The sequence below is a fragment of the Acidobacteriota bacterium genome (assembly GCA_035471785.1).
Classification (GTDB): Bacteria; Acidobacteriota; UBA6911; order RPQK01; family DATIPO01; genus JANQFM01.
Genome location: DATIPQ010000155.1, coordinates 1 through 5,759, shown reverse-complemented (window position 1 = coordinate 5,759; position 5,759 = coordinate 1). Strand labels below are relative to the sequence as shown.

Here is a 5,759-nt window from a genome sequence, read left to right as displayed (position 1 = left end):
GGGATTGAGAGGGGTGGGTGTATTGGAGGCGCAGGGTGAGGACCTGGTCGTCGGCGCGGAAGGCGTCGATGAGCAGGTTTTCAGAGGAGCGTCCGTACTTGGGGGCGTCGGAGGCGCGTTCGATGTACTCCAGCGACGGGGGCAGCACGATGTGTCCCGACTCGGCGTCCGGGGGCGGGGACGGGTCTTGGAGGAGGAGGTGCAAGTAGGTGGTGACAGGTCGCGGGGCTTGAGGGCGCAGGCGGCGCAACAGGGCCGGAGTTACCCGAGAGGGCGGCAGCAGATGAAGGTGAGTGTGGTGTGGCGTATAGGCTGAAGTCCAACCGTTGGGGGAAGGCCCTTCCCTCTCGAAGTGGCCGCGGATGTCGGCGTTGAGGGCGATTTCAACACCGGCGTCGCAGGCGGCCGATTTTAGCGCTTGCAGGAGGGCCGGCAGGCCTCCCGGGATACGGCGGACGTTGCGGTATTGCCCGTCGGGCGAGTCGATGAGGTGGTAAAGAAAATTGAGGGTGGTTCCCGCCGCCTGCGGGCCCCAGTGGCTGTTAAGGACAGCGCAGGTGCCCAGCAAGCCGCGCAGCAGGGGCGCTTCGAACCACTCGTCCATCAGTTCCTTGAAGGTCATGGGCAGGACGCGCAGGAAGTCCATCATCTCGGGTCCGCCCTGGCGGCGCAGGCGGGCGGCGAAGCGGATGAGGGGGGCCAGTTCGCTCCAGGTCGATCCAGCCAGCAGGTAGCGGGCCGCCTTGGACCTGCCATCGCCGCCCCGCCGTCCCTTGTGGGGCAAAGCGTTGAGGCCCTGCTCGAGCAGCGCGGCCAGATCGAGCTGCAGCAGTTCGTCGAGTTGAGCCGCGTGACGGCGCATGCTGCGGCAAAAGTCGGGCCAGCGGGCCGCGTCCTCGGCCGAGTGGCGGCGGATTTCTTCTACCGTCCGATCCATCTCGCGCCAGATGGTCAATGAAGGCGTTCCCGCTCCCGGAGCCGGAGCGTGGGCCAGCGCCGGGGGATCGAGAAAGGCCAGTCCGTGCTTTTCCACCAGCTTTAGATCGTCGATGATCCGCTGGCTCAGTCCTCCCGCGTGGTGGGTTTGGAGGGGAACTTCGATCCCCGGCCAAAGTTCGCCGGTCACGGCCCATCCCCCTAGCCTGGCCGAGGGTTCCAAGATTTGCGCTGCCTCCCCGCCCAGGGCCCGCAAGGTGGCCCCGGCCAGCACTTCAGGCGTCGATCCCAGGTAGATCATGCTCGGGCCTCCCCGGGGTGGCGCAGGCGGCGCAGGATCTCCAGGGCGGCCAGGCGCCCGGGGGCGCCGGTGATGCCTCCGCCGGGATGGGTTGCGGAGCCGCATTGAAAGTAGTTGGGGATGGGGGTGTGATAGCCGGCGTATCCCGCCGCCGGACGCAAAAAGAAGAGCTGCTGCAGGCTCAATTCTCCCTGGAAGATATTGCCCTGGGTGAGTCCGATGGTGCGTTCGATGTCGAGCGGCGTCAGCACCTGGCGGTGGAGGAGGATGTCCTTGAGGTTGGGAATGAATTGGCTCAGCGTGTCGATGACCGCATCGCCCAGGACATCGCGCTGCTGGTCCCAGGATTGTGCGCCGGAACGCAGGTGGTAGGGGGCGTATTGGACGAAACAGCTCATGACGTGCTTGCCCGGCGGCGCCATGCCGGGATCGATCATGGAGGGGATGATCATGTCGATGTAGGGCTTGCGCGAGAAGCGTCCGTACTTGGCGTCGTCGTAGGCTTGCTCCAGGTATTCGGTGGAGGGCGAAATGGAAACGGCCCCGCGCAGATGAGGACCGGCGCCGGGCCAGCAGGCCAAGTCGGGGGCGGCGTCCAAAGCCAGGTTGACCTTGGCGGAGGACCCGCGCGAAGTGAAGTTGGAGACAGCCCGCACCAGGTCGGCGGGCAAGTGATCCTCTCCGATCAGCTTGAGGAAGGTATTGTGGGGGTCGAGGGAGGACACGACGGTGTCGGCATGGCATTCGTCGCCGTTCTGCAGGCGGACTCCCGCGGCTAAGCCGTCCTCGAGGATGACCTCGGCCACTCCCGCGTCGCAGCGGATCTCGGCGCCCAGCGCCCGGGCCGAGGAGGCGATGGCTTCGGAAATGGCTCCGGTGCCGCCACGGGCGAATCCCCAGGCCCGGAAGTTGCCGTCGATCTCGCCCATGTAATGGTGCAGCAGCACGTAGGCCGTCCCCGGCGAGCGCGGACCCAGGAATGTGCCGATGATGCCTGAAGCCGAGAGAGTGGCCAGCAGCGGCTCGGACTCGAACCACTCGCGCAAGAAGTCGTAGGCCGAGGCCGTCATGAGGCGGCTCAGCAGGTAGAGCTGCTCGCGTCCCAGGCCCAACATGTGGCGGGCCAGGTCGAGCAGTCCGCCCAGTTCGCCGGGCCGCCAGGAGGCGGGGTCGGGAGGCTTGACGCCCAGCATATACTTGACCGCCTTGGCCATGAAGTACATGACCCGCGAGTATTCGGCGTAAGCCTCGGCGTCGCGCACCGAGAAGCGGGCGATGTCGCGCTGGGTGCGGTATTTGTCGCCGTCGCGGTAGAGGCGGTCGCCGCCGGGCAGCGGGGTAAGAGTGCTCTCCAGGGGCAGAATGACCAGTCCGTGCTGGGCCAGGCGCAGGTCGCGGATGATTTCGGGACGCAGCAAGCTGACCACGTAGGAGAAGACCGAGTAGGTGAATCCGGGATAGACCTGTTCGCTGACCGCCGCTCCCCCCACCAGCGGACGCTGTTCCAGCACCAGCGTCTTGAGTCCGGCGCGGGCCAGGTAGGCTCCCGCCACCAGCCCGTTGTGCCCTCCCCCGATGATGATGGCGTCATAGCGCTTCACGGTCCGCCTCCCGGGTTGGAGCGTTTGCGGGGCGGGTCGAAGAAGGGCGTCTTCGCCACCTTGGCGGGAGCCTTGAGCCGGGTGTACTCGACAGTGACCTCGATTTCGACTTCAACGCCGGGATGGGCATGGCGGGCCTCGAGGGTGGCCAGGCCGATGTATTTCTTGAGGCGCGGCGAGAAGGTGCGCGAGGTGGCCTGCCCGATCTGGCGTCCGGCCTTGTAGACGGGCACAGGATCGCGGGAAGCCCGTCCGGCCACCTGGGGAGGCAGGTCGAAGCCGGCAAAGACGCGCTCCAGTCCCACCCAGTCGATCTCCAGGCCCACCAAAGCCCAGCGCGAGCCGCGGCGTTTTTCTTCCAGCAGGGCCGAGCGTCCGATGAAGTCGGGCTTGTCGAGGGCCACCGACCAGCCCAGTCCGGCCTCGAAGGGGGAGGACTTCTGCGTTTCCAGCACGGCCTTGTTGGAAGGGATGAAGTCGACGTCGATAAGCAGCAGTCCGGCTTCGATGCGGGCGATGTCCATGGCCGCCAATCCGCAAGGACGCAGCCCGTAAGGACGGCCGGCTTGCATGAGCAGGTCCCACAGGTCGAGAGCGTGGGCGGCCTCGATCCACAGCTCGTAGCCCAGGTCGCCGGTGTATCCGGTGCGGGTGACGGCGAGCCCGACTTCCCTGCCCGGCAGATGAGTGGCGGCCAGCCGGAACCAGCCCAGCCCCGCCAAATCCTGGCCCAGCGCCGCGCACAGCACCCGGCGCGCACGCGGACCCTGCAGCGACAGCGCCGCCAGTTTCTCGGTGACGTCCTCGATGGTGAATTCGAGCCCGTACCCCACGTCTTCGAACCAGCGCAGCGAGCGCTCGGCGGCCGTCAGCCTGAGATGGTCCTGGGAGAGGCGTGCCACCGTGCCGTCCTCGATCATCTTGCCCTGCTCGTCACACCAGGGCGAATACATGACGCGTCCCACCTGGCAGGAGGCGATCTTGCGGGTCATGATGCGGTCGGCCACGCGCAGGGCATCGGGTCCGCGCAACTCGTACTTGAAGAGCGGCGTCACGTCGATCAATGCCGCCGAGTTGCGGATGGCCCAGTATTCGGCTTCGTGGGAATGTTCATAGGTGACGGGGCAAATCCATCCGGCCCAGTTTTTCCACTCGCGCGAATGGCAGTGCTCCTGCTGGCGCGGATAGAAGGGGGTGGGCCGGGGAGCCAGAGGATGGGCGCTGCCTGCACTCAAGACGACCGCCCGCTTGCTGCGGGCGACCCGGAGGCGGCCTCCCGATAGAATGCGACGGCCCGCGACAGGCCCTCTTTGAAGGTGACTTGGGCCTGGAATCCGATGGCCAGACGGGCCTTGGAGGTGTCGGCCGAGGAGTGCTTGATGTCCCCTGCCCGGGCCTGTTCGAAGATGGGCTGCAGGTCGGCTCCCAGGATCTCGTTGAGCAGAGCCACGATCTGTTTGAGATTGCAGGTAGCGCCCGAGGCCACGTTGAGGGCCAGTCCCGACACCTCGGAACGGGCCGCCAGGAGGTTGGCGCGCACCACGTCCTCGACGAAGACGAAATCTCGGCTCTGCTCGCCGTCGCCGAAGATGACGGGAGACGAACCCGCGGCCATGCGGCTGATGAACTTGGGGATGACGGCGGCATATTCGGACTGCGGATCCTGGCGGGGTCCGTAGACGTTGAAGTAGCGCAGCGCCACCACCGGCAATCCGTAAAGGCGGCTGTAGACCTGCCCGTAGCCTTCGGCCGCCAGTTTGCCGGCGGCATAAGGCGAGATGGGCGAAGGCAGCATGGTTTCCCGCTTGGGCAGCTCGGGATCGTCTCCGTAGACGGCTGTGGTGGAAGCCATCACGACCTTGCCGGCGCCGCCCCGGCGGGCCGCTTCCAGCACCTTGAGGGTGCCGCCGGCGTTGACCTGGTGGCAGCGATGCGGATCCTCCACCGATTGCGCCACCGAGGTCATGGCGGCCTGGTGGTAGACGTGCTCGGCGCCTTGCAGGAGCTCGAGCATGGCCGAGGAGTTGCGGATATCGGCCCGCTCCAGGGAGAAGCGCCCCGGATGCTGCTCGGCCAGTCCTTGCAGGTTCTCCTCCTTGCCGCTGGAGAAATCGTCGACGACCCGCACGGCGCGTCCGCGGGACAGCAGGGCGCGGACCAGGTGGGAACCGATGAATCCAGCGCCGCCGGTGACCACGTCGAACTTTGACTGGCTCATGGGCGGGATTATTGCCCATCAAAGCTCTTCGATCAATTCCTTGACCAGCAGATCGTGAAATTCCTGGGGATTGAAGGTGTCGGCGCTGAACTGGGAGACGGGGACTTCCTTGAGGGAGCGGCCGCGGATGTAGATGGAATCATCGGCGTCGACCGGCTTGGTTTCAGACTTGCCCACGATGTAATGGACGGAGGGCTCTTCTTCGGCGGGACGGGTCAGCGCAATGCAGATCTGCTTGCCGTCAGCCGCCACTCGAAGGTACTGGGCATAGAAATCGATGGCAGGACGGAACTCGCCAAGCCGGCAGGTGTAGCGCTGCCGGGCCGACTCGACGGTGACCCCCTCGATGCGTCCGTAGATGCGCCGGACGTGGATCTCGAAGACCTGTTCCACCTGATCGGTGAAGTTCCGGCAGATCCTCTCGATGCGCTCCCGCTCCTGCTGGTAGCGGCTGGATTGAAGCCTCTCGCTGAAGTCTCCTCGAAAATCCATCATTAGCGCCTCCTACGCTGCGGCCGCTGACGTTATTCAACCACATGCCGATTATCGGCGTACTCGATCCGGCTACTGGTCGTCGACCAGTTGCTTGGCGCGTTGGGCGGCTTTGACCACGGCCTTGATGAGGGTGACGCGCAGCTTGCCCTCTTCCAGTTCCAGGATGCCGTCGATGGTGCATCCCGCGGGGGTTGTGACTTCGTCTTTG

At 65.8% G+C, this 5,759-nt stretch carries 6 protein-coding genes; all 6 read right to left on the bottom strand.

Annotated features, from left to right (window positions below):
- Positions 1-1,237: hypothetical protein (locus tag VLU25_22075; protein HSR70631.1), on the bottom strand; the 1,237-nt coding region annotated here is incomplete at its 3' end.
- Positions 1,234-2,838, bottom strand: coding sequence for an NAD(P)/FAD-dependent oxidoreductase (locus tag VLU25_22070; protein ID HSR70630.1), 1,605 nt, complete (start codon positions 2,836-2,838; stop codon positions 1,234-1,236). The genes VLU25_22075 and VLU25_22070, both read right to left, overlap by 4 nt.
- Positions 2,835-4,073 carry an aminomethyltransferase family protein gene (locus VLU25_22065; GenBank protein ID HSR70629.1) on the bottom strand — a complete coding sequence of 413 codons (1,239 nt, stop codon included), beginning with the start codon at positions 4,071-4,073 and terminating at the stop codon, positions 2,835-2,837. Before VLU25_22065 ends, VLU25_22070 begins: the two co-directional genes overlap by 4 nt.
- The gene (locus VLU25_22060) at positions 4,070-5,056 is read right to left on the bottom strand and encodes an SDR family oxidoreductase (protein HSR70628.1); all 987 of its coding nucleotides are present in this window, start codon (positions 5,054-5,056) and stop codon (positions 4,070-4,072) included. The genes VLU25_22065 and VLU25_22060 overlap by 4 nt, the downstream gene beginning before the upstream one ends.
- Positions 5,057-5,074: 18 nt before the next feature.
- A complete protein-coding gene (locus tag VLU25_22055; protein ID HSR70627.1) occupies positions 5,075-5,551 on the bottom strand; it encodes a hypothetical protein in 477 nt (158 codons plus the stop codon).
- A gap of 69 nt (positions 5,552-5,620) precedes the next feature.
- Positions 5,621-5,759: pyrroline-5-carboxylate reductase dimerization domain-containing protein (locus VLU25_22050; protein ID HSR70626.1), on the bottom strand; the 139-nt coding region annotated here is incomplete at its 5' end.